This is a genomic window from Legionella massiliensis (genome assembly GCF_000756815.1).
GTDB classification, from domain to species: domain Bacteria; phylum Pseudomonadota; class Gammaproteobacteria; order Legionellales; family Legionellaceae; genus Tatlockia; species Tatlockia massiliensis.
The window spans coordinates 39313-63678 of the sequence record NZ_CCVW01000001.1 but is presented as its reverse complement, the minus strand read 5'-3'; the positions used below and the strand labels follow the sequence as shown (position 1 = coordinate 63678).

Sequence of the window (24366 nt, the reverse complement as noted above, 5' to 3'; positions counted from 1 at the left end):
TGTTAACCTAAATAAGTTTTGGTGATATTTATGCGTGAGTGCCCAAGTTCACGACTGATTATACCTCTAATTTGTTTATCGATTTTTCTCTCTGTTTGATCTAGCTCTTGAGCTGTTTTCCCCCCAGCAATCGGACATCTCAAACCTATATTTAAAGGATCTAACTGTTTCGTTAATTCAAGATATCTACGTTGAGCATAAGCATGACGGATACCATGTAATTTACAGACACCCATTAACTTAGCCTGCTGTTGATAATGACTTAAATGTTGCTTATAGGTTCTTTCCGCAGGGATTAGGGACTCACCTCGTCTAATCTGTTGCGAGACTTTTAATAGCCATTTCATTTGCTCTTCATTAGTAATTTTAAGCAATCGTCCAATACCACCCTTTGTCCAACTGGGTTTGATATGCAAACAATCGCCATGCCATGCTTCACTGACTACAAATTTCATTGATTCTTCCCTACGTAAACCAAAAAGCATTTGTGCTTCAAGTGATAGGCGAATATGCGGATCGGTACATAAGTTTAAATCGATATGGTGAATGGCTTTGCTTTGGGTAGGAATATAAGTGCGTTTATCAATGTTGTAGGAGTCATTGCCTGTCTTAACCAGCTTAGGTCTATCAAGAAAATAAGCGAGCTTACGTAATTTGGACATATAATTCTTGATAGTTGCTGGACTCTTGCCTTGATTTTTCCAATGCTCAACCAGTATATAGATATGCTTGGGCTTTAAACCATTTAAATGGCCAACTTTGAACCCCAATTCATGTAGGTCTTTCATGCAGCGGTTTATCATATGTTTCATATCTGCTTTGCTGGCATAGGAATAACCCTGCATCTGTCTAATTAATTGGTGTACTGAGTAAAGTGCGCTACGTAGTTTATTGCTCATTGAGATAACTCCAAAGTGTGGTACGGGATTTCAGACCCATTTCATCCATGATGAGTAAGGACAAACGGTAATGGGATATTTGAGATGATAATTGTGAACTTAATTGCTGGGCATAAAGATAACGCCAGCATTTCTTTCCAGAGAGCCTTAGGGACTTCATGGCCTTTTGCCAGCTAAAGCAGATAGCTCTATAACCGTGAGTAGTGATAAGGCAGCCGTTCCCTTGGGTTAACATATTAAAATCCTGTATAAGCTTTATTTGATCTCCGGAGCGAATAGGAATCCTCCTATCCTTGCTATTAAAAGTGATTTCTCGTGTCAGTAGTAATTCATGCGCTTGAATATGTACCCCTGGCAAAATGCGCATGGCTTCGCTCAAGGACAAGCCAAAATGAATTTGGAAGCCTAAAAGGATTTTGGCAACAGGGTCATTGATCTTCTCTACTAAATCAGTAGGAGACTTCCGAGTTTTCTTCTTAATTTTCTTAGTTTGCAAACCAAGACTGTGATTATCAATATTTTCAGCAGTATGACCTACATGGTTTAGAAATTTTCGGATGATGGTCATGTAATTCATCAGAGTCGAAGGTTTAACTTTTTTCTTATGCCAGTGTTGAATCAGTTGCTGCAAATGGATTGGTGTCAAACCAGGCCAATTGGATGGCGCAAGTCCAAGCACAAAGAGATCCTCAATCATCCTTAGAATAACAAAGCGGCGATATTTTTTACCACGAGGGCTACCGCTATTATCATGATCCAGATATTGGCTCGCTATTTGTCTTAAAGAGTGTCTGCGCATAGTTCTATTCAATCAATTTATTTGCCCTGTCTTTGGTTTAGTGTTAATCGAGCGACTCACTCAAAGAGGATATCCAGCTTGCGCTGCAAGGCTCGAAATGGTGGGGCAAATCAAGGTTAATGATTATTTGGGTACAACGGTTTTTTTGTGGTTTATTTCCTTATTGTTTAAATAAAAAAACGCACGGCAATCCAACAGCAGCTGCCGCTGATCCATGGTTAATAAAGAAGTGATTATTAACTTATCTACCCGATGGTAGCCTATCCTAGAACTACAGATTCCCGACTAGACGTCCAGCCACAGGTTATGGGATGAGAGTGGCTTAGCATAAGACCCGAAGGTTTCGCCTGAATTGCACAGGCTCATCAGTTATGCTTATGAAAAATTTAGCAAAGGCGATATCTGGGAGCAATAGGTTTTGGAGGAATATTTTGTTCAATCCTGTGGTGTGGGATTGAATTTTATTTGTTAATTGTTTGATTTTAAATTGGATTTTTTATCTTATATGTATGCGTCACTGCTGTAAAATTGCAGTGACGCATAGAATTTTAATGAAATTATCAATATGATCAAAATTTCAAAGAGTTAAGCGAGATTCCTATGTTTTATGATTGCAATCAATCAAGCAACATGCATTATTGAGTTCTTCTAACAATTGCTTTTCCAAAGAAGTATCTTCTAATTCTTTATCAATCATAATTATTGGGTTAATTTCAACTCTGTTACTAAAAGAAAAAATCGGTAGTGAAAAATAGTCAATTGCCTTAATATTATTGTTTGAATCAATAACGTAAATGCTTTCATCCTCTGTGTTTTTGGACGAATGACTTTTATATGTAGAAATATTTCTTTCCTCTAAGCATACCTGCCAATCCAAAAAACCAGAGTTTTTTTCCTTCCATTCAGAAATAATTTGGTTTGCGTCAGTATACCTTGAAAAATCAATTTCATATGCTTTGGGAATTTGTCTGTTAAGTAGATTTAGTGCTAATTTTTTTAGAGAGGGGTTAATTTTTTTATTTTTTTCACTGGCAATCATTTTAATAATTAAATCAATATCTGAATCTGTTATAGAAAGAAACTCGTCAATTATATTTGAATGCTGTGCGTCTTTGGAAATAACGTTAAAAAACTGCACTATTGGCAACGAGCTATATTTATTCAATTTACTTAGTTCTTCTATATTCAAGTGAAGGACTTTTAAGAAGGTACTTAATAAATGTGTTGCTGCAATTACTTTCTTGTGCTTATAAACACAGTTTGTCATTAATCTCCGTGCTATTAAATAATGTTCAATTACTCCGATAGCTTTTCTATTGATTGGGTAATCCCCCCGAAAAATAAGTGATGTTAAAAGTAGAATTTTCTCATACGCTATATAGGAGGAGATTCTTCATGAAAAGATCAAAATTTACAGATAGCCAAATCCTGTCGATTCTAAAACAAGCCGAAGGTGGCACCCCTGTTTCAGAACTCTGCCGAGAACATGTCATTAGCGCTGCTACATTTTACAAATGGCGAGCTAAATTTGGAGGAATGGATAAAAATCAAATACGATTGGTCTTTATTCAACCAGGAAATCCACAGCAAAATGCTTATATTGAACGGTATAATCGCACTGTTCGGTATGATTGGTTAAGCCAATATTTATTCGAATCTATTGCTGAGGTGCAACTACATGCCACACAATGGTTATGGACATACAACAATGAACGTCCAAATACTGCTATTGGAGGCATTCCTCCAAGGCAAAAATTGGCACTAGTTGCCTAATCCTCTACTTTTAACTTCAGTTAAAAATGGGGGGATTACCATTGCTACTATATTTTTCTTAGAGCAGTATTTTATTCCATTAATTAACCATTTGATGTCATATTCACCATAATCAACTCCGCAAAAATGACTATCTCTTAATAAATAATCCATTCTATCCGTATCAAGTTGAGATGATATTAATGTTTTTACAAACTTTGCTTCATTGCTTAACTTATCTTTAGCATTATCTTTCATATTGTTTTTATCAAGAAAAGTAGCTGTTTCTAGGATCATTTCTTGAAAATCCTCATCTATTTCTTTAGAAATTCTTTTTGTTAACAAAGACCCCATTTCTTCATGATTAAATTTAAAACCATCGTAATCTAATTCAAATATATGAGAAAAAGGACCATGACCGATATCATGAAGGAGCCCTGCAGAAATGGCGTATAATTTAGTTTTCTCAGAAATGTCATTGTCTTGATCGGCACGTAATTTCTCAATAACTCTTTTAGCAATATAAGCTGCTCCTAGGCAATGACTAAATCTAGTATGATTTGCTCCTGGATAAACTAGATAAGACATTCCTAATTGCTTTATGTATCTAAGTCTTTGGAATGAAGGTGTGCTGATAATTGAATTTACAAGACGTGATTCATCATTTCTGAATAACATTAATTTATGAATTGGATCATTTATTATGAAGTCCTTTTGCATAATGAATTCCTTAAATATTGAGCAAACTGTAATCAGTATAGCCCATACTTTCAGGTAAGGTTTTGCTTAAGGATAGATAACAATTAATAGATTGGACGATGGTTGCGTTATAAATGAGCTTATATACCCTCGTTGCTTAACCAATTTTTTTGACCCAACCAACTAGCAGGATAAGGCCAATAAGCTCCTGAACGATTAACTGTGGTTAACTGTTTTTGCAATCCATCTATGAGCTGAGCAAAAAGCCTCTCATCAGGATCAATTTGCTGAAATTGTTTCCATGCTTCAGATTTATAACTAGGTAAGGGGTAGAGTTGCCAGAATTGTTCGAATTTTTGGTATAGAACTTTTAGGTTGTTGCTGGGCTGTGCTTTGACGTCTGATTTTGAGTAGGTTGGTTTTTCAGTTTTCATTGATTTCGGATTTTCTGGTGGTAATGATTGATTCTGTTCTGCTTGGGTCGGTGGATTTGATTCAGGCTTAGATTTATTTTCAAGCTCTATCGGCTCATGTGGGTTAGCCAGAAGGCATTTCACAATGAGATTTTTGGTTGTTGAGCGAATTTCTATGATGCCTTGGCGTGCCAGAGATTTAATTACGCGCTTCATTTGTTGGTGACTAGGGCAGCCTGTTTTTACGCCTTTGATCGGAGCGACATAAAGTGTTTCTCTTAGAGACTGGTAGCTGATTTTGCGTTTAATGCCGACCATGAAGGTCTTTCTGTCCATGTAGGGGCGGATGCCCATGAGATAGACCACTCTTTGCATGAGAGGGATTTCTCTGAGTGCGTCCAGTTCGTAGGTGGTGACGAATAAGAAATCCATTTTTTACTCCTGTTTAAACCCTGTATTTTTATTTCGATTGATATCAAACGCTATCAATCGATGACATTTAGATAACCAAGATGCATTAAACTTGATTCATTCTAGGAAATTGGTGGAAAGTGTCAATAGGGAAAATGGGTTTGATAGTAAATGATATTAAATGAACCTTATATTTTTTTACTAAGAAGTTTTTGCGTTGGTAATTGGTTATTTTTGTTTAAAATTGTTTAAAAAAATTTTCCTCGCGCGCGTAAACACATAAAAAACAGATTTTGGAGTTATGAGGTGGGTCGGCTTGGAGAATTTTGCTTTGTTGGGTTTTTATATTCAAATGGATCTTTCTCCTTGCTACTATTGGATCTTGCTATGTCGGGTTTGTGCCGGGTTGATGTGTCGGGTTAGGGTCGGCCTTGTTTTGAACGGATTTAGGCTCATTGATTTTGGGAGTTAAAAAAATTGTGGTGAAAGTTTAGTTTAATGGTCATCTATTGATGATGTTTATTTAAATCCGAGTGTTTGTCAAAGGTTTTTTCTGAGTGTTATTAATTGAACGCACATGAAGTTAATTTTTAACTGGTGACAATTTGTCACCGCTTTATCTTTTTTAACCGGTTACAAAATGTAACCATTTGCGATTTTCTTTTGGTTTTAATATTAACCCAATATGATTGAGATGAACGGGTATTGTAGGGTTTGGCTTTTATGACCATTGACATGTAATACTACACCATTTTTGTGGAATTGGATTTTGTTGAGAGAATGTTAATACCATCGGATAAAGAAAAGCCTGAATTTTACTAATAATTTCTTGGAATTGAATCGGTATATACTCTTGCTTGAGCCGTTTGGTAAAGGCTAGCCATTGAGTTTGTTTTAATTGTATAAATTGATTTGAAAACGCCTCAATGTTATCTGATAATAAGGTGTTACGGTTTTCAAATGTCAGACGTATTGCTTCTGAAAGTTCCTTACCATTAAAATCGAATTGTCTGGATAACATCCAAATATCATAAAAGTCTTTCATTCTACTATTGAGGCTACCTAGTTTAATTATTGCCTCAAATTTTTCTGCAATGGCAGTTTCTCTGCTGTAAGTAAACAATTCTGGTGCTGGAAGATCCAGGATTGTTGGCATAACTGATTGTTCAGGAACAGGATAAACAACATCACCAAAACCAATATCGATTTGCATATGAATTTTTGCTGTATCGAGATTGCCTTTAAAGAGTATTCTTATCCCATGATAATCAGCATCTTCTTTAATCCGTTCTGCCTGCAATGTGGTTGCGTCAAAAACGAGGCCGTCTTCTGGAACATTAACTGATAGTATTTCTTTCATCTGTTGAACAATATTTATTTCATCGTTACTTGTTTTTCCCAGCATATCAATATCCATAGTCGGCCTGGACTCCGGAGCGTTCCATACCCTTAGCATCAATGCACCTTTTAAGATGAACTTATTTTTGTGCTGGGATAGTGATAGACGATAAAGAAATCGCTCCATTGCATAATATTGGAGGATTTCATTAAATGGTTTTTGGTTGGTTTTCGAATGATTTAATAAACGCTGTCGGATTGATGCAGCACTATTTTTTGGCGATTTCATATCATTACTTCCAGGTAGGGGGCTATGACTTTATCAACTCTACAAATTCTAGCGAATTTGAGGATTTCATTCATATTAAATTGTTTTCTAGCTCGATAAAATTTTATTGCTTCCAGCACTATATCCATACCGATTTTATTCCTATATTTAAAACAATCAGCGATTGTCTTTTCAGCAGAATAAATTTTTATGTTGGCCTCATCTATAAGATGCTCTTCTATACCAGCCAGATATGCTTGCCCTGAAAAGCGATGGACTTGAATCGGTGGATAAACGAGAGAAGGTGTGTGAGTTTCTCTTGGTATGGCTATAGATACAGAATGAGGTATTTGGGTTGTTAGTTCATGATATGACAGTGCGGAAATAAGACAAATAACTGCATTAGGAATACGAAGACTAACTGTTACCAGATCTTGATTGCTAAGTGGAGGGAGACTAGTGAGTCGATATACTCCTCTACTAATTTGCTCAATAATTCCATTATCTTTAAGCGAATAGAGCATATAACGGGTGATGCCATGCTTTATAGCCTCACTCATTCTTAGCTGTCCGCCATATTGACGGAATATTTCCTCAGGATTTTTGTTTGCCATTATCAGACAAATCCTTGCCATTTGTTTATATATGGTAAGATTATGTCTGATTTATTTTATTTGTGCAAATAGATAAATTGCCTTGATGATCTCAGATAACAGAAACTTAGTATATTCTTTTTCAAATTGTTCACGAACAAGAGGATCTTGCATTTCTCGTTCAAAAGTAGATAAATCTTTTTTAGTCATATTAGTTATCTTCATTATTCAATTGAAAGGGAGGTGGCAATTTGCCACTACTCTTAACCGAACTTTATTATCAATTGTTAATTTCAGTCGGTGACAAAATGTCACCGACTGGTATTTAGTCCAGACAATTTATGCACAGAGATTTAAATGAAGTGATTTGGGTTTTTTACCTTTTGCCTTTACAAACGCTCTGCTTCTTTTAAAGTTCGAATAAAAATTCTTTTGATCAGCTTTAGTCTTAGTCTGTGTTTGTTCGATAATATAGAGTCGTAATACTTGTTCGGTGTTTTCATTCATATTAGTTATTTCATCTTCACATTTTTCCCATTTGCTGACAGCTGTGTGCGATTCATGAACTACGGTTTCACCAAATTCACGCAGGGGCATGGAAAAATAGGAACGAATGAATTTCACTTGATTGCCCGTTAATCTTTCTTCTTGGATAGCCAATTTTTTTATAATTTCATCAGCAACGTAGCGGACATCAATTTTGGGATGCCACTCGTCATTGATGTTAATCATTTCTACATTTTCTAATTCAATAGGAAAACCAAGCCCTTCATACAGGAATGTGGGTTCAATTTTAGTTTTCATGGTGTTTCCTCCTCGCTTAAATTGATCACTGTAATAATGGGCATTAGATCATCAGTATTAGAAGGTTTTATAATCATTACTATATTATGGTTTTTGTAAACTGGGTTTACAAATGTTATTTTAAAATTTATTAATAAATGAATTCGCTGCGCTCATGGGTTCCTGGATTTCACGTTGTTTCATCCAGGCTACGTCTGAATTGTCGCGAGATAAGGATTCAAGTTGTTGGCTCCATCGTTCTAATGCATCTTTTCTTTGGGGCAGCATTTCATTTTTATTGTAAGTCGCCATGATCTTAGGCATCTTATGCCCTAAACATTTCTCAATCACCACCGGATCAACACGCAAAGCCTCACCAAGCTGAGTTGCAAAGGTGCGTCTTAAATCGTGGGCTGTCCAGTGGGGGATACCTACTCGTGATTGTATTCTGATTACGGCTCGTGGCATAGCTCGGTCGGATAAAATACTTTGGTCGTCTGCGCCTGTGATGACGTATTCTGAATTGCTGTGGGCTTTGAGTTCTCGTAATACCTTTTTAGTCATTTCTGTGAGGTGAATTCTCATGACGATATTGGTTTTTGTATTTTCGGCTGGGATTGTCCACAAGGAGTTTTCAAAATCGAATTCTGACCATTTGGCTACTCGGATTTCTCCTGTTCTTACGCCTGTTAGTAGGATGATTTTCAGGGCTGCTCTGATCTGGAAAGAAGTACCATGTTCTTCACTGTCTAGGAATTGCCATAAGGTTTTTATTTCTTCGAGGGTTAAATAGCGCTCTCTGGGTTTTTCTATACCGCCTATATCTCTGGCTCGTATGGTCATTGCAGGGTTTAGCAGCATTTCGCCTCGGCTTACTGCGTAATTGAAGGCTTGCTTTAGTGTGCTTAATACTTTGTTTGCATGAACAGGAGAGCCACGACCTACAATTTTATCAAGAGCTTGAGTAATCTCACGAGTTTTTAAATGTTCGAGTTTTTTATTGCCCAACAGCGGAATAATATCCACCTTGATATGCTGCCAGATTTGCAACGGTTGAGCGCGGTGTTTTTCAATGTAGTTGGTGTACCAGTGGAGTATCAGATTTTTTACTGTACTTTGGTCTTTCTGTTTTTGTTCTGCGATCTGTTCTTTGGGATTTACCTCGCCATGGCGTATGTCGCTTAAATCGATAAAACGTTTCTTCGCTTCCGATAAACTCATAGCAGGGTAGTGACCTATGGTTATGAAATGCCTTTGGCCATTAATTTTATAACGGTATAACCATGTTTTTAGCCCTTTGGGGGTGACACGGATGCCAAAGCCTCCATCTCTGAATTCTTCATAACGGGTAGACCGAGGTTTTAGGGAGCGAATATATGCATCTGTAAAGTGTCTTTCCATCATTGCACCTTTTAAAAATTAGGTGTACTTCTAGGTGTACTTTCGTGAGATCTCACATGAAATCGTTTGATATTTTTTGAAGTATAGCAGATGATAAAAATTAATAAAATACAATAACTTAATGATACTTTTTGATACTGAATGATATCGTTTGAAAACGGTCTTTTTAAGAATGGGGTGCTAGTGGTCGAAGGTTCAAATCCTTCTGTCCCGACCATAAAATACCCTTTAAAATCAATTAAATCCCAATGTCAACTTACATCAAGCCTCATCACACTATTATTACTTTAAAACTATCCTAGATATGTTTTATGTGTTGCAGAGCATAAAATTTATTGTGGTTAGTTAGTTCTTATGTGCAGTAGACAAATAATTATTAATCTTTCCATTAAGTTGGTCAGAAATTACGGAACATAATATTCCAAACCATCTTATGACAATAGACTTTTATAGCCAAAAAATGACCTTAATTGAGTAAATAATCACATGAAAAATAATACTAACCAATAAAAGGATCAAAAGGTCTAAAATTGGGATTCATTTCATAAACATCTTCTAGTTCAGTAAGACATTGGAACAAACAATCAAGATAATTAGCGTCAAACAGTGTTCCTTTCCTTTCTTCAAAATATTCTAATATAGTTTTTTGTGATATCGAATTTCGATAAGGTCTATTAGTTGACATTGCTTCATATACATCAGCAATAGCCACGATGCGTGCTGGTTTGGTGATTTCATCACCTTTTAGACCATTGGGATAGCCAGAACCATCCATGCGCTCGTGATGTTGATACACTACAGATTTAATATTCCAAGGAAAATCCATATGTTCAATTATTTTATTACCAATTGCGACATGAGTTTTCATTATTTCATATTCATTCACAGTCAATTTCCTTGGTGTGACTAGATATTCCATAGGAATCGCGATCTTTCCAATATCATGTATGAGAGCTCCATAATATATCGTGCTTAAACATTTTGGATTAGTAATATTGGCTTTAGTAGCAATGTTGAGTGAAAGCAAAGCCACTCGTTTTTGATGCCCAGATGTATAAGAGTCTCTAGACTCTACAAAGTCAGAAAAAGATAAAATTGTATCTAAAAAAGATTGTTGTAGTAACTTTTTATCGATTTTTAATTGTTTATTAAGCTCAATTTGCCACGTGATATCTTCAAAATATACCATGTAAATTAACTCATTAGCCAAGATATTATTTACCGGAATAACGCGAACAATGGATGTTCTATCTTTAACTGTTATTTCTGAACGAGTTTCAACTCTTTGTTCAACAGCTTGGTTAAAATAATCTGGTACTGTATTTTGTAATGGGTACACTTTCCAAAAAGGTTTATTCTCTGGATTTTCAACTGCTAATTCTGTATAGGATTTGTTTGCAAATACTATTACTCCGTTCTCATTGCAGACCAAGTTAGGACTCAATAATTTATCAAGAAGCTGAAACATAACAGTAGCAAGTTTTTTTTCTTCTTCGCTATTAAATTTCATGTTTGGTTATGTTGTTGACTATTAGGAATAATATTTTGATTATAGCAAATACTATAATTTTTGAATTAAAGTGATGAGACAATGTCTCAGTAAAACGTGATATGCAGTGGTTCAAATAAACCTCAATTTTTAGATTGAATTAGCCAAAATTTATTGTACATAATATCCATACTATTTCTGTTTGTTGCCATAATCGGTCGCTAAAATTAATGGAGATAGCTATGAGATCTATATTAAAACCATCTTTTGATGGTGCATTTCCAAGAACAAATAAGTCCTCAATCACTCGATCAATCACAAATCTTCGATATTGTTTATCACGAGGACTTCCTTTGCTGTCATTGACTAGATATAAATTAGCTGTTTGTCTTAAGGATTGTTTGCGCATAATAAAGTTCAAAAAAGTATTTGCCCTGTCTTTGGTTTAGTGTTAGTCGAGCGATTCACTCAAAGATGATATCCAGCATAAGCTGCAAGGCTCGAAAGGTGGGGCAAATCAAGGGTTATAATATTTTTGCCTTACAGCGATTTTTGAGTGGTTAATCTCCTTATTTTTAAATAAAAAATACACGACAATGCAACAGCCATTGCTATTGATCCATGGTTAATAAAGAAGTGATTATTAACTTATCTACCTAATGGTAGCTATCTTAGAACTATTGATTCCCGACTTAACGTTCAGCCACAGATTAGGGAATGAGAGTGGCATAGCATGAGACCTAAAGGTTTCGCCTGAGTTGCACAGGCTCATCAGTTACGCTTATGAAAAATTTTGCAAAGTTGAGATTTTGGGGCAATGGGTTTAGCAGGAATATTTTGTTCAATGCTGTGGTGCGGGATTGAATTTATTTATGTAATTTATTGATTTTAAATTTTTATTTTTTGGAAGAGGTTCTGCGTCACTGCATATAAACTGCCGTGACGCAGATATAATGGTTTTTATGCAATATGCGGAAAACAGAGGTATAACGCGAAGTTTCTGCAAGCTTGCAGAAACTTCACGCAAGTTCCGGAGCGCTAAGCCCTATACTATCCGTTTCTTCAAAATGCACTTTTGCATCCATTTTGGAGAAGAAGTGATGGAATACTCTTTTTTGAGTTTGTGCGCTAACAGATTTTCTTGATTCAGGCACCCCGTCTTGCTCCATTGTTACTTCAGCGTCTAGTTTCCATGGAGCTTCATCTAATTGATTTTGGCAATGGCGTGTGGCAAGTACCATCGTTAGTCCAATTGTAAAAACAATAGCGCCAATAATTGCTAAACCAAAAGGATTCATAATAGTCATTGATGCTGTAGCAGCGACTATGAGAGCAATTACTGCGGCAGTTAAGGCCATAAATCCAGTGATGAGTAGGAGTGCTCCAATCGCTTCAATTTTTGGATAGGTCATTATTTGCATAAATAATGGGATATCGGGAGTTTCAGTAGCAACTATTTTAAATTTGATAATTATAGTTTCCTCAGGCTTAATTTTTAAAGTTGCTAGCTCATCATCAATGAAATTCCATTTCGACCCAGAATGAAATATCGCGAACTCATCTTTAGAGTCTAATAATGTTTCCGATTCAGCAATCTCATAAAAAACAGTTAACTCGTTCTCGTTAGTTTTAGACCATCGATCGCTTGAATATCTGAGGCTGACTCCGTAGGATTCAGTTTTAAAATTATAGTGAATTCCAGAGATATCTTTATTCTCTAAAGCTAAATTTGTTACTTTCTTGGTTCTCATAACTAATCTCCTGTATATACCGGGTTAAAGCTAAAAGCGATGTGGCTATTTTCTGTCACAGTATTAGAAAATTACACCGAGATTAGGCTGTTATTGCTTTAGCGAAGGTATTTTAGCTATAGGGGTTCGAAAGTATCTAATTATATTTGTTGATATATCATATCCAAATTTATGATACATATCGGTCAGTCAGCTATCAAGCGATGAAGTTCAACACTACAGAGACTATCATTATTGGATAGAACGCCTAAATCAGGCCTCGAGCCCATTTGCTTTACCTCGACAAACTGCAAGCCTCTGTTCTCTTGACGTTGTAGTTTTTTCTTAATTTGGATGGAGCTAATATCTAAATGAATGCCGATTTTTGAAGGTGTGTAATCTAGCAATAGTTCTTTAACTTGCTCCCATAACTCATCAGGGATTCGTCCCCGCGCTGTTTGTGTTGCTCGCCAGTGTCTAAACGCTTACGAATAACAAATTCTTTACATACTTTCAAAGTATAATATGAAGTGGTTTAATAGATCTGTACACCCCAGTTAAGAGATAATGTACTTAACTGGAGAAAGTAATGACGCAAAGAGAGAAATACCCCAAAGAATTTAAATTGGATGCCATAAGCCTGGTATTAGAACAGGGCTATGGTGTCACGGAAGCAGCAAATAATTTAGGCAAATTCAACCGATCATTGCAACACCTCGTTTAATTTATCTGCTGGAGATAGAAAGCTCAACGTTTTTCTCGGCCTTTCATTTAACTCCTGGGCCATTTGATCCAGATCTGATTGATTATAAATATTTAAATCTGTTTTTTTTGGCATGTATTGTCTTAAGAGACGATTAGTATTTTCGTTTGTTCCTCGTTGCCAAGGCGACTTAGGATCGCAAAAATAGACTTTTATTTGGGTATCGATAGTAAATTTTTTATGCTTTGCCAGCTCCATTTTTAGGACGCTTAGCTCTTATCCAGGTTTGCTTATCTGCCTCTACGGCTCGATATTTGTTGATGCCTCCATTACGGCTGATCTCTCGAGATATCGTAGATGGGGGGCGGCTTAGATTTTTTGCGATTAGTCGGATAGATAAATTTGCAGATAAACCTCGAGAGATCTCTTCACGCTCAAATAAGGTTAAGGCTTTTTTTGAGCGGATGGAGTTAACTGGTTTTATGCCACCATATCTTTGGAGAAAACAAAAAATTGAGCCAGCATGTTTGCTAATTTCTCTTCCAATTTCACTGAGTGATTTGCCTTGAGATCACATTGACCATATTGTTGTTTGTTGATGCGCTGTAAAACTTCTTTTTGATAACTTATATATCATCACTTCTCCTAAAAGTTAACTATAACAAATTAGGTGTTGCAATGAGCGGTTGAATTTGCCTGTAACATTTTGGTTGACCACATCACATAGCGGCGGCCAATTTACCAAATATGTCAGAAGCCAAGCCAGCAGTGGAGCGTATTAAGCTAGCATCCTGAAGCCACTATGCTGATTGGCCTTACCCGTTGGAGGACAAATTTGGAGAAGCTTAACCCAATTTTTGTTGTCTTTGAGTTATAAAACAATTTGTCTTATCAAATAAATGCAATATGGATCAATTAGATATATAAAAAATTTATACTTCTGTATCAATTCTTAACTATTTGCGTTACAATTGAGCGTATATTTGACAGTATGGAGTGCTTCTATGCAGAAACGGGTAGAACTATCTTTAGCGGAAATAGAAACAATCATCTGGGACAAAGAATTAGATTGGGCTCTTAAGGATCAATTGCTGTTCCGCCAGGAATCAATTTTCATTTTAGTCAATGAATGTCAACTCCCTATTGATGAGCTATTGGAATCCGATCCTATTTTGTTAAGCAATCTAATAGATAACGCTCAAGCTTTCTCTAATTTTTTAAATCAAGATGTTGCTATAAAAACCAAGGCTTTTGAAGAGTATTTTGTAAACCACCCGCTACCAAACGCGACTACCGAAGACATGATGAAGGTATATTGCTCGATGCGCCAGCATCCGTGGCTAGAGATGATGAAGAAGCATGCAATAAATTTTGACTACTTTAAGTGCCTTTTTACTACAAAAGATCCTGTAGTTCAATTTTGGTTATTTATGGATCCAATGGCATGGATGACGATTAGCCAGGTATTCAACCTCAAAATGGCAGTTATCGAAACAATGGATTTAACTTTGCGACATTATCTCATGGAGAATTTAAACAAGTACATTTGTAACACGTTGGGCAAAATTACGTTCCCGCAGTTAAACGCCATTATCAACCAGAATCTTGCGGCTGAGGGTATGAAACCGACAGCAGAGAAATTTACATCTGACTTAGTAAATGCCGCTAGAGTTTATGCTTACAGTAGCTCTGAACTAGAGAATAACGCGGGAATCCTGTCTCAGCTTTCTCTTAATCCAAATAGCTTTTTCTCATTATTACCAATTGAGAACCTTGTTAAGATTGCCACATTTACAGTCACAGGTGCGAATGAGGTGCTCGGCGATCAAGAATGCAGTGACATTGCCTATAAAGGGTTTTAGTAGTGATAAAGATTAGTCTCTAACGAGAACCAGATTTGGCATATCCGGTGAACGGATATCACGGATTCGGGTGAGTAACTCATCAAAATAATTGCTATTGCCTTCATTTCAACTGTTGCAAATTTTGCAACAGTTGAAATTTTGTCTAATTCACCAGACTCGTAAATACTTTTCTGAACTCTTCATAGCGAACAGAACGGGGTTTAGATATCGAATATATGCATCAGTAAAATGTCTTTCTATTATTGCACCACTTAAAAATCAGGTGTACTTTCGCGTGTTACCGTGCCTTTAAAGTGTAGTTGTTCGGCTCGAATCCTCTAGGAGAATTCATATGTCAGGCCACGTTTTTGTTGTTTCAGAATGGCTTCCTAAAGAAGGTTGTGAACAGAGGTTATGGCAATACTTTAAAAAACTTATGGCTTTGACTTTGGAAAAAGAAAAAGGGTGTATAAGAGCACATGCTACTAAGCAAATATCACATCCAGGCTCACCAAGTAAGTCAAAGTATACAATTATTCTTCTGCAAGAGTACGTTGATATAAACGCATTTGATATTCACTGTAATTCTGATTATGTAGTCAATGGTTTTAAAGAGTTAGTTGAGAACACAGAAACTGCTATAGTTGCAGAGTGGCAGTGTAGGCTCTTTAGTGAAGATGACTAAGCATCAATGAGGTCAGACTTGAAAGATTTTATTATTACAACAATACCAAGAGAGGATGAAAATCAATCGAATCTGACCCTATTTATTACTTACAATCTAAGCTTTTTGAGATACCTAAACTCAATATTTCTTCTAGCTCTTGTCTTCTTTCGTTTATAAGCTCAATAAGTTTATTGGCATTTTTATATATAGTCTTTTTATCAATAATTATTGCGCCACCATAGATATCACTCCGTTTAATTCATAAGTAATACCCTTTCATACCTCGCCATATCAAAAACTAATTATCCGGATTTTTCTACAACGCTATTCCTAACAGGAATTTGTATTGAATTTAATTCGTTTAACATCAAGTCTCCATAACATCAATTACCAGTCAATCGAACTTATCCCTACTGACTCCTTTTATATAAACAAAAGTGGTGTAATCTTTGTAGTAGCAATCATTAATTAACAGCATCATCATGATTGTTCGGAGGTGTACCAGGGTTACAATTTTAAAGGGAGATTATAAATGAGGACTCGACTTATATATTTTGCATTGATTCTCAGTGTTTTTAATCAAGCTAATGCAGCAGAAACCAGCTGTTCTGAAACAGATAAAAAGGGAATAGAAAGTTCTATAAAAGACTATTTGAATAGTGATAAAAATAGTGTTTTGACCTACAACGATGTGACTCTTTTATCTCAAGATTGCGCTAAAGGATATGCTAGAGTCATTCTTCACCCTAAAAAATCTCAAACTGATGATGCAACAGTGTATCTCCAACAAGAGAAGGGCAACTGGCAGGTATTGAGTTTAGGAACTTCTTTTGAGCCAGACTTTTTAGCTCAATTTCCTAAAGACTTGCGTTAATCGTTGGGTTCCGCAAAACGCTTCTGCCAAAGGCTGGACTGTTGTTCTTATTCATAAATGGAATATGGGTATGAAAAATATTCATGGGTCATTAAGAGGCCGTTAATCAGATTGGCTTAAAGTTTAACTATGTCCAAAAAACAATCGCAATCTGCTAGCTGATAGTATTTGGAGTAGATATGAACGGTTCCAACTTGTTACATTCTCAATTAATAGTTATGGCTCAACAACTTGGCTATAGTTCAATTTCGTCTAAAGGGCTATGTAAGGGGTTTTCTGGCATGTGGGTGCAAGCAGTTTGTTGTGATGGCTTAGATACTTTTAACCAACGCTTACAACTTCTTGAGGATTATGCCTATGCACCTTCGGGGTACCTCAAAGCTGATATTGAGAGCGCGAGAAAGGCAGTCAAAGAGGGTAAGACCCTTAGTCTAAAAGAAAAGGCTTTGTTAGAAATACCGGCATTTTTCGATGGCATAGCCCTATATTTATCGCCAGTAGGACAAGAGCTGTTTGGAGGCGAGCATTTTTCTCAATATCATGAAACGGCAATAGCCCCTTTTCTTCAATCAGAAGGATTAAAAGGGTTCGGTGGCCTGAAACAGGCTTTACGTACAACCAATCAATATAATCCAATGCAATTAGCTGAACATCTAAAAACCCTCAGTAGCAATAGAAACATGAGAGCTAATGCGGCAATTGAATTTATCTCAAACAATCATTCAGTCGTTGTTCGAGTTTTAGGGGATAATCAATTTCAACTAGTTGATACTAATCATCTAAATAAAATGAGTCGTAATTACAATAGTAAAGAACTCGCACAAGAATTGAATAAATCATTTTCTAATACTTCGTGGAGAGACTGGTTTGCTGATCCCAAACCGCTTGTTCTCACAACTACAGTTTTTACTAACGGCAAAAATCCCTTGTCACTTGACCATTTAACAGCAGGAGAGATTTCTTATCCTTTAGCGAGAGACAAAGCAGATTATACGGTATTGGGTACTGCGGCATCATCCAATGATGTCGCAACTTTAAAGCGCATTAACTTTGGAACAATAGATATAAATCAAAAGGAGGGCCCTTTGGGCCAAACAGCACTATCCTTAGCAGCCGTGCATAACGCAAAAGACGTTGCCAGCTATTTATTAGAAAAAGGTAGAGGGCTAGATGTAAATCAACCAGCTCACACTCCCCCTCTTATGTGGGCAATACTGTCTACAAACTACGAACTTGCAACAAACATTTTGAACCATGAAAGTTTTGACCGAAGTAAGATGAATCCTAATCCTCTGCATCTACTTGCAGAAAAAAATGAATCCCCTAAATCAAAAGGACAGGCTGAAAATTCACAGGTTCTGGCTCAAAATTTAATAGAGAAGGGTTTTGATCTTAATCAAAAAGATCAATCTGGGCTTACGCCACTTATGCTTGCTTGTTCAAATGGCAACATGGGATTAGCTCAGTTATTTTTGAATAAAAATGCCGAATTAGATAGCTTAGGGCCAAATAATATAACAGCTCTTCATATGGCGGCACTAAGTGGCAACCTTGACTTAGTACAATTGCTCGTGGAGAAGGGTGCAGATTGTAATAAGGTTAATTCAAGTAATGAAACGCCTTTACATTTTGCAGCACAAGGTGGCAACCTTGGCTTAGTACAATTGCTCGTGGAGAAGGGTGCAGATTGTAATAAGGTTAATTCAAGTAATGAAACGCCTTTACATTTTGCAGCACAAGGTGGCAACCCTGACTTAATACAATGGCTCGTGGCTAATAAGGGATTAGATTGTAACCAGGTTAATTTAAATAATGAATCGCCTTTACATTTTGCTGCTGAATCAGGAAAAGAAGGGGCAGTAAAGCAATTAATCGCAAATAATGCGGACTGTAATATACGGTCAAAGACTGGGGAAACCGCTTTAGACTTAGCCTGTAAATACAAACGCTCTGCCTTAGTCCCTCATTTATTAGCTAGCACAAAATTATCAGATAAGGAGCTGCATCCTAACTCTGCTTTGGCAGGGAAGGTCAGAGGTTGTAGCATCGAGGCTCAGAACGAATTTCTTAAAAAAGCCCTACAACGTTATATTGATAATCGTCAAAATGACCCAGACTATAAAAATTATCTGCGCCTGGGTGTTCATAAAGACCACAAAATAGCAGCCGCTAAAGCACTTATTGATTCACTCAATGGTCCTAAAGTCGATCTTAAACCCCATCAGGCTGCCTTAAATAATGGTTTTCTTTCTTCCCTTTATCAGCTTTACAAAATAACCCATCCACGCCCTGATTTTCAGCCAATGAAAAAAAGAACAAGTGCAAGTAATGAGAACAGCGCTAATCAGTCTAATTCTCAACCTATACATAGCCCCGATCTTAAATCGATAGCAACAAAAACAACTAAGGGATTGAGCAAGAGCTACGGGGAGGCAGTTAATGAACATAATGCACGACAAGGATTAACAACTAGTAGTTCTAGCGCTCTTAACGTCAGTAGTCCTCATTAAACAATATTCGGGTACACTTAACCCAAAGTAACCTTATAAGGATTCCTCTTGTTAAAATCGTCCATCGAAGATCAACATATTATCGAACTTTTGCAAACTCATTATGGAGTTGAGGTTCACACAGTTCAACTTATGTCAGAGGGTGCTGATACTGAGGCGCTTGCCTATAAAGCAGATTCGCAAACCAATTCCTATTTTGTAAAGTTAAAATACGGCTACTATAACGAAATTAACTTATCTCTGGTTCATCACTTATATCATTCTGGAATAAAAGAAATTATTTTGCCTATTCCCACCGTTGAAAATAAATTCATGCAGCAGTTGGAGCATTCGAAAATAATCGTATATCCCTTTATTCATGCACTAAATGGTTTCACTAAAGAGTTAACCAAGGAGCAGTGGCTAAATCTTGGGAGAACAGTCAAAAAAATTCATGAAGCCTCTGTCCCTGATTTAATTCAACAACAATTAAGAAAAGAGATGTATTCGGCACAATGGAGAGATCTTGTCAGATCGCTTTATAGCCGCATGGAGCCCGATATTTCAGATAATAAAATTACAGCTGACTTTAAGCTTTATTTTAAAGAAAAGATCGACCAGATCCATCAACTAGTTGATTCTGCAGAAGAACTATCTAAAAAAATTCACTTTGACCCTCAGCTCAATGTGCTCTGTCACACTGATATTCATGCCGGCAATATCTTGGTCGATGATAATGATTCTATTCACATTATTGATTGGGATGAGCCAATGCTGGCACCCAAAGAACGTGATTTGATGTTCATCGGTGGGGGTGTGGGGAATGTATGGAATCGATCCCATGAAGTTAGTTGGTTTTATGAGGGCTATGGCAATCTAAGCATCAACAAAACAATTCTGAGTTACTACAGACATGAACGAATTGTCGAGGATGTCGCTATCTATGGTCAGGATATTCTTGCAGAGAAACAAACTGAGCAGTCCAGGCTAGAAATGTTACACCATTTTAAGGGGATGTTTGCGGTAAATGGTGTTGTTGAAATTGCTTTTGCTTCTGAGTAGTTACATGGGGTGCTATCATCACGTTAGGAAAGTTTTGTCGTCGGATTCGCGGGAACGACAAAGGCTCTCAACCTCAGAACAGGAGTGAAGATGCCGACTGCCGATTATAAAAAAATTACCAAAGAGAGTTATGACGCAACAGCACCTGATTCTCTGAGAGTCTTTTGCCAAAAAAGTTGAATGGAAAACGCAATGAACGAACCAATATTAATCATTTTTGGTGGTCTTCCAGGAACTGGGAAAACAACCCTTTCCAAAGAGCTGGCCAAGCAACTAAAAGCAGTCTATTTACGTGTTGATACTATCGAGCAAGCGTTAATAAATGTTAGCAATATCTTGATTGGCCCAGAAGGCTATTTAATTAGCTATGCCCTAGCTCAAGAAAATTTGCGCTTAGGTTTGAGTGTTGTTGCTGATTCAGTCAATCCTATCGAGCTAACCCGCAAAGATTGGCAAGAGGTAGCTCGATCGATGGCTGTTAAATTTGTGGAGATTGAGATAGTTTGCTCGGATTCAATAGAGCATAAGAGACGAGTAGAAACCAGGAGTTCAGATATAGTAGGCCATAGATTGCCTACCTGGGATGAGGTTAAAACTCGAGATTATGAACAATGGGATTCAGTATCACTACGTATTGATACTGCTGAGTATTCTCCTGATGAAGCGATTAAAAAGATTAGGACCTATATTGAAGGAATCAACTTATGGCAGCGCTAATAGGTAACAAAAGAGTCTTTTTAATAATTAATCCTTTGGTCGGAATAATAGCAACAGTCTTATTGCTTAGTTTGCATAAGATTAATACCTATACCCTGATTCTTTTTTTAATATACGCGTTTATGGTCGGTCTAGGTATTACCTGTGGCTATCATCGACTTTTCGCACATAAGTCCTATAAAGCTAAACGCCCTGTTAAAATTATTTTTCTTCTTTTGGGCTCAGCAGCTTTTGAAGGGAGTGTTTTTGAATGGGTATCCGATCACAGAAATCATCATCAGCACACAGACACAGATCTGGATCCCTATAATTCGAAACGTGGATTTATCTATTCTCATATAGGCTGGTTATTCGATAAGAACAAAGCCCAGAGGAATTTTGACAATATTGCAGATTTAAAGAAAGATCCTCTGTTTCTCTGGCAACATAGAAACTATATCCCAATAGCCATAATCACTGGTTATTTTGTGCCAGTGATAGCCGCATCTTTTTGGTTTGATCCGCTAGGAGGGCTATTTATTGCAGGCTCCTTAAGAATAACACTGAATCAACATCTCGCTTTTTGGGTTAATTCGGCTTGTCATAAGTTTGGGAAAAAAAATTACCTGGAAGACTCCAGTGCGACAGATAACTTTTTTTCGGCGCTGCTAACCTTGGGAGAGGGCTACCATAATTTCCATCATAAATTCCCCAATGATTATAGAAATGGTGTTCGCTTTTTTGATTTTGACCCATCCAAGTGGCTCATTAAGCTCTTGTCTTTCATCGGTTTGACAAATTCATTAGTAGTTACCAGTAAAAAACAAATTAGGGCTTGTAGACAGCAGAACAGGAGTTCTTTTTAGATGTATTTGAGAAGAAAATTTATAGTTTTTTCATTCGTCACTTTTTCGCTTTTTAATTTAAAAGTATTTAGCTTTCCCCAGGACAACACGATTAAGGAAAAAAATATGTCACAATTTTCTGAGCTGGCTAATGATTATGAAAATAGTTTATTTGACTATTCACCGGAATTAGGGCTTTTTTGGGGTAAGTCGAATATCGCTCTTGACCGCTTTATGGATACATCCATAGAAGGGTATAGCGCTTGGTTCAAACAAGAAGATAATTTTTTATCGCGCTTAAATGAATTAAATGAAAAAGAGTTAGAGGGTACACCTGAGTATGTTACCTACCTACTTTTAAAAGAAACACTTGAAGCTAAAAGAGCAAGCCGTATTTGTAGAGAGGAATTATGGGATATTAATCCGACCTTTGGCTGGCATAACAAGATGGCGATTGTTGCTGAAAAACAACCTGTTGGTACGGAGGAGTACCGTCAGTTCGCGCTAAAACGGTGGCGAACCTTTGACAAGGTAGTTGATAATCAAATCGCTAATTTAAAATTGGGTTTGCAGCTTGGCTATAGTGCCCCCAAACCTGCGGTTACTAGGGTATTAGCGCAGCTTCATATCATTCTCGATAGTCCTATTGAAGAGTCTCCCTATTTTGATTTCGCAGGCCGAGACGGTACAGAAGACTTTAAAACTCAGGTTGCGAATCTAATCAAAACAGCCATTAATCCCGCGCTAAAAAAGTATAGTGACTATCTTGAGAATGAATATCTTCTTCAGGCGCGAAATGAAATAGGTGTAGCGGCAATACCAGCAGGTGCGGAATGTTATCAGGCTAAATTAAAGCAAGAAAACACCTTGGATTTAACAGCAACGGAGATTCATAGCTTGGGTTTACAAGCGATTGAGCAGCTATCAAAAGAGGTCGCTGACATTGGTCTGAAAAAATATGGTACTCAAGAGATGGCTCATATCTTTGAACTTGCAAAAGCAGAATCACAACATTATTTTGCCACTGAGCAAGATATTTTAAATTATAACTTTGCCGCTTTAGAACGCGTTAAGGCGAAGGTTCATGATTGGTTTGACCTGATGCCCAAAGCAGAAGGAACCATAAAAGCCTATCCTGCACATCGGGCAAAAACAGGAGCCTCTGGCGAATATCGCCCACCGAATGAAGAGGGCACTCAACCAGGTGTTTTTTATATTAATACCCTTGAGCCGGAAAAAAAGAGTCGTATCGATCAAGAAGCAACACTGTTTCATGAATTAATCCCCGGTCATCATTTTCAAATTGCCTTGGTTTATGAAAACAAAGCGCTTCCCTCTTTAAATCGCTATCTCTTTAATGCTGGCTTTGGCGAAGGCTGGGCCTTGTACGTTGAACGTCTTGCCGATGAAATGGGATTATATCAAGATGAAATTTCACGTTTGGGGATGTTATCTAATGAATCGTTAAGAGCTGCCCGTCTGGTTGTGGATACTGGGATACATGCCTTTCATTGGAGTCGAGAGAAAGCGGTCGATTATTTAAAGCAACATACTGCACTCAGCGACAATATTATCGAAGGCGAGGTCGATCGCTACATTATGATGCCTGGTCAAGCCACTGCTTATCTGTTAGGAAAAAATGAAATAACAAGGTTACGTCGGCAAGCCCAAGTGCAATTAGGCGAGCGTTTTGATATCCGTCAATTCCATAATCAGGTGTTGAAAAATGGCGTTGTCAGTTTACCAATATTGCGAAAACAAATTGAAACTTGGTTAGGGCAGGAGACGCGTTGATTTGTTCTGCTCAGCCCTGCCCTCAGTGCCGTTAAGTTAAGGGATTTTAAACCGTTCGCGCTGAGGTAGAGTCCTTAACTTAATGGCAGTGAGCCCTGCCCACAATTTTTAATGGTAGCTTACTTCGCCCTATCAAAATTACATTCCATGTCGAGCTTTTCACCCTGGGTAATACCATTAAATGTAAGCGTTTCGACTTTAAAATTTAATTTATCATTGTCGAGACTGATGGTTCCTTTCGCCAGCATATTGAACAAAGAGTGGTAATCATTATAGGGATAATCTGAGTGAGTATATTCAGTGATAGAACCTTCCAGTATCAATGCAGTCCGCTCCTTGTTCCAATTAATAATCATGTGTGAATGCTCAGTAGACCATTTATCTGAGGACGATTCTGTTTTTATTGAGCCAAGATTAAAATCTTGCCCATCAATGTCGAGAAAGACTTCATCATTATGAATAACGACAGTTGAAGGCTCTGAATCGTGCTCTGATGTGCAGATACCTGTCCATGTTCCTGAAAAGTTGGTGTAATCAGTATCTGCTTTTTGTTTGGCTAGGTTGACGGTTGTCTTGATAGACGGTTTTTTAAGGGCTGTTTTTGTCCCAGGAAAAAAATTAAAAGCGAATACATTGGAGCTAATACAAGTACTGAGTATTGCGAGCGTTAAAATATTTTTAATCATTTCTGACCTCATGAATAATAAGAAACTATGACTTTTGTCGGCGGAAAGTATAATATTTTTTCAAAGTAAATTAAATTTGGTAATTAGCAATAAAAGTACAAAAGCCCTCTCACCTAGCAAAAGTAGTTGAT

General features: G+C 37.0%; 24 protein-coding genes and 3 pseudogenes. 11 read left to right on the top strand and 16 right to left on the bottom strand.

Annotated elements, in window-relative coordinates:
• Positions 1-2: 2 nt before the first annotated feature.
• From BN1094_RS00300 to BN1094_RS00290, 3 genes are all read right to left on the bottom strand, one after another.
• The gene (locus tag BN1094_RS00300; RefSeq protein WP_043872448.1) at positions 3-899 is read right to left on the bottom strand and encodes a phage integrase N-terminal domain-containing protein; all 897 of its coding nucleotides are present in this window, start codon (positions 897-899) and stop codon (positions 3-5) included.
• Entirely contained in the window at positions 889-1698 is an 810-nt protein-coding gene (locus tag BN1094_RS00295) for a phage integrase N-terminal domain-containing protein (RefSeq protein ID WP_043872447.1), read from the bottom strand. The genes BN1094_RS00300 and BN1094_RS00295 overlap by 11 nt, the downstream gene beginning before the upstream one ends.
• A 598-nt stretch (positions 1699-2296) precedes the next feature.
• Positions 2297-2965 carry a hypothetical protein gene (locus tag BN1094_RS00290; protein WP_043872446.1) on the bottom strand — a complete coding sequence of 223 codons (669 nt, stop codon included), beginning with the start codon at positions 2963-2965 and terminating at the stop codon, positions 2297-2299.
• Positions 2966-3093: 128 nt separating this feature from the next.
• On the opposite strand from BN1094_RS00290, the pseudogene BN1094_RS20235 reads away from it, so the two are divergent.
• Together BN1094_RS20235 and BN1094_RS20230 are read left to right on the top strand one after the other, a co-directional pair.
• Positions 3094-3252: pseudogene (locus BN1094_RS20235) on the top strand (transposase); the annotation flags it as partial.
• Positions 3235-3471 carry an integrase core domain-containing protein gene (locus tag BN1094_RS20230; protein WP_425411904.1) on the top strand — a complete coding sequence of 79 codons (237 nt, stop codon included), beginning with the start codon at positions 3235-3237 and terminating at the stop codon, positions 3469-3471. The pseudogene BN1094_RS20235 and the gene BN1094_RS20230, both read left to right, overlap by 18 nt.
• Here BN1094_RS20230 and BN1094_RS00280 read toward each other — a convergent pair.
• The 11 genes from BN1094_RS00280 to BN1094_RS19065 form a co-directional block, all read right to left on the bottom strand.
• Positions 3460-4170 (bottom strand): HD domain-containing protein, encoded by a 711-nt coding sequence (locus BN1094_RS00280; protein ID WP_052403056.1) that lies wholly within the window; start codon positions 4168-4170, stop codon positions 3460-3462. The two genes, BN1094_RS20230 and BN1094_RS00280, sit on opposite strands and share 12 nt — an antisense overlap.
• A 119-nt stretch (positions 4171-4289) precedes the next feature.
• On the bottom strand, positions 4290-4994 hold the full coding sequence (locus BN1094_RS00275; protein ID WP_043872444.1) for a hypothetical protein: 705 nt from the start codon (positions 4992-4994) through the stop codon (positions 4290-4292).
• A 700-nt stretch (positions 4995-5694) separates the two neighbouring features.
• A complete protein-coding gene (locus BN1094_RS00270) occupies positions 5695-6600 on the bottom strand; it encodes a nucleotidyl transferase AbiEii/AbiGii toxin family protein (protein WP_043872443.1) in 906 nt (301 codons plus the stop codon).
• Positions 6597-7193, bottom strand: a complete 597-nt coding sequence (locus tag BN1094_RS00265) for a type IV toxin-antitoxin system AbiEi family antitoxin domain-containing protein (protein ID WP_043872442.1) — start codon at positions 7191-7193, stop codon at positions 6597-6599. Before BN1094_RS00265 ends, BN1094_RS00270 begins: the two co-directional genes overlap by 4 nt.
• Before the next feature lie 51 nt (positions 7194-7244).
• On the bottom strand, positions 7245-7382 hold the full coding sequence (locus BN1094_RS19725) for a hypothetical protein (RefSeq protein ID WP_155833967.1): 138 nt from the start codon (positions 7380-7382) through the stop codon (positions 7245-7247).
• 129 nt (positions 7383-7511) lie between these two features.
• Complete coding sequence (locus BN1094_RS00260) at positions 7512-7976, bottom strand: hypothetical protein (protein ID WP_099908946.1); 465 nt, start codon at positions 7974-7976, stop codon at positions 7512-7514.
• A gap of 120 nt (positions 7977-8096) precedes the next feature.
• Positions 8097-9359, bottom strand: coding sequence for a tyrosine-type recombinase/integrase (locus tag BN1094_RS00255; protein ID WP_081934920.1), 1263 nt, complete (start codon positions 9357-9359; stop codon positions 8097-8099).
• A gap of 496 nt (positions 9360-9855) precedes the next feature.
• Positions 9856-10866 carry an HD domain-containing phosphohydrolase gene (locus tag BN1094_RS00250; RefSeq protein ID WP_052403055.1) on the bottom strand — a complete coding sequence of 337 codons (1011 nt, stop codon included), beginning with the start codon at positions 10864-10866 and terminating at the stop codon, positions 9856-9858.
• 139 nt (positions 10867-11005) lie between these two features.
• Positions 11006-11254, bottom strand: coding sequence for a hypothetical protein (locus BN1094_RS00245; protein WP_043872440.1), 249 nt, complete (start codon positions 11252-11254; stop codon positions 11006-11008).
• Between the two features lie 610 nt (positions 11255-11864).
• The gene (locus BN1094_RS00240; protein ID WP_043872439.1) at positions 11865-12596 is read right to left on the bottom strand and encodes a hypothetical protein; all 732 of its coding nucleotides are present in this window, start codon (positions 12594-12596) and stop codon (positions 11865-11867) included.
• 185 nt (positions 12597-12781) lie between these two features.
• A complete protein-coding gene (locus BN1094_RS19065; protein WP_081934919.1) occupies positions 12782-12982 on the bottom strand; it encodes a hypothetical protein in 201 nt (66 codons plus the stop codon).
• A gap of 182 nt (positions 12983-13164) precedes the next feature.
• On the opposite strand from BN1094_RS19065, the pseudogene BN1094_RS19575 reads away from it, so the two are divergent.
• Positions 13165-13266 (top strand): annotated as a pseudogene (locus tag BN1094_RS19575) (transposase); the annotation flags it as partial.
• Between the two features lie 12 nt (positions 13267-13278).
• On the opposite strand, the pseudogene BN1094_RS20225 reads toward BN1094_RS19575, so the two are convergent.
• Positions 13279-13915: pseudogene (locus tag BN1094_RS20225) on the bottom strand (IS30 family transposase).
• Between the two features lie 367 nt (positions 13916-14282).
• Here BN1094_RS20225 and BN1094_RS00220 point away from each other — a divergent pair.
• From BN1094_RS00220 to BN1094_RS00185, 8 genes are all read left to right on the top strand, one after another.
• Entirely contained in the window at positions 14283-15140 is an 858-nt protein-coding gene (locus BN1094_RS00220; protein ID WP_043872437.1) for a hypothetical protein, read from the top strand.
• A gap of 334 nt (positions 15141-15474) precedes the next feature.
• On the top strand, positions 15475-15807 hold the full coding sequence (locus BN1094_RS00215; protein WP_043872436.1) for a putative quinol monooxygenase: 333 nt from the start codon (positions 15475-15477) through the stop codon (positions 15805-15807).
• Positions 15808-16321: 514 nt separating this feature from the next.
• On the top strand, positions 16322-16663 hold the full coding sequence (locus BN1094_RS00210; protein WP_043872435.1) for a hypothetical protein: 342 nt from the start codon (positions 16322-16324) through the stop codon (positions 16661-16663).
• 179 nt (positions 16664-16842) lie between these two features.
• The gene (locus BN1094_RS00205; RefSeq protein ID WP_043872434.1) at positions 16843-19173 is read left to right on the top strand and encodes an ankyrin repeat domain-containing protein; all 2331 of its coding nucleotides are present in this window, start codon (positions 16843-16845) and stop codon (positions 19171-19173) included.
• Positions 19174-19221: 48 nt separating this feature from the next.
• Positions 19222-20214, top strand: a complete 993-nt coding sequence (locus tag BN1094_RS00200; protein WP_043872433.1) for a phosphotransferase — start codon at positions 19222-19224, stop codon at positions 20212-20214.
• Between the two features lie 192 nt (positions 20215-20406).
• On the top strand, positions 20407-20931 hold the full coding sequence (locus BN1094_RS00195) for a P-loop nucleotide/nucleoside kinase family protein (protein WP_245614113.1): 525 nt from the start codon (positions 20407-20409) through the stop codon (positions 20929-20931).
• The gene (locus BN1094_RS00190) at positions 20919-21776 is read left to right on the top strand and encodes an acyl-CoA desaturase (RefSeq protein ID WP_052403054.1); all 858 of its coding nucleotides are present in this window, start codon (positions 20919-20921) and stop codon (positions 21774-21776) included. Before BN1094_RS00195 ends, BN1094_RS00190 begins: the two co-directional genes overlap by 13 nt.
• 105 nt (positions 21777-21881) lie before the next feature.
• A complete protein-coding gene (locus BN1094_RS00185; RefSeq protein ID WP_043873608.1) occupies positions 21882-23549 on the top strand; it encodes a DUF885 domain-containing protein in 1668 nt (555 codons plus the stop codon).
• Positions 23550-23668: 119 nt separating this feature from the next.
• On the opposite strand, the gene BN1094_RS00180 is transcribed toward BN1094_RS00185, so the two are convergent.
• Positions 23669-24235 carry a hypothetical protein gene (locus BN1094_RS00180; RefSeq protein ID WP_043872431.1) on the bottom strand — a complete coding sequence of 189 codons (567 nt, stop codon included), beginning with the start codon at positions 24233-24235 and terminating at the stop codon, positions 23669-23671.
• Between the last annotated feature and the right edge of the window lie 131 nt (positions 24236-24366).